General features: G+C 30.1%; 1 protein-coding gene. It reads left to right on the forward strand.

Annotated elements, in window-relative coordinates:
- On the forward strand, positions 1-391 hold a 391-nt coding region (locus tag E3E36_RS13990), incomplete at its 5' end, for a pseudouridine synthase (RefSeq protein ID WP_369334057.1).
- Positions 392-422: the final 31 nt, after the last annotated feature.

The following is a 422-nucleotide window of genomic DNA, read 5'->3' on the forward strand; positions in this document are numbered from 1 at the left end:
GAATGATGGAGAACTTGCTCAAAAATTAACCCACCCTTCTTTTCAGATTAAAAAAATATACGAAGTAAAATTAGATAAGCCATTAGCTAAAACTGATTTTGAAAGTATTGTAAACGGTGTGCAATTAGAAGATGGTTTTATTAAAGCTGATAGTTTGGCTTACATTGATGCAAAAGATAAAACCCTTGTGGGCATTGAAATACACAGCGGAAGAAACAGAATTGTAAGAAGATTATTTGAACATTTAGGTTATGATGTAAAGAACCTTGACAGAGTTTTATTTGCCAATTTAACAAAGAAAAATGTTGAACGCGGACATTGGCGTTTTTTAAATGAAAAAGAAGTTAGGTTATTAAAGTACATGAACCAAAGTTTTGCTAAGAAGAAATAAATAAGTTTTATACAAACGTTATTTCGAGATT

Source organism: Thermococcus sp. M36 (genome assembly GCF_012027355.1).
Lineage (GTDB): Archaea > Methanobacteriota_B > Thermococci > Thermococcales > Thermococcaceae > Thermococcus.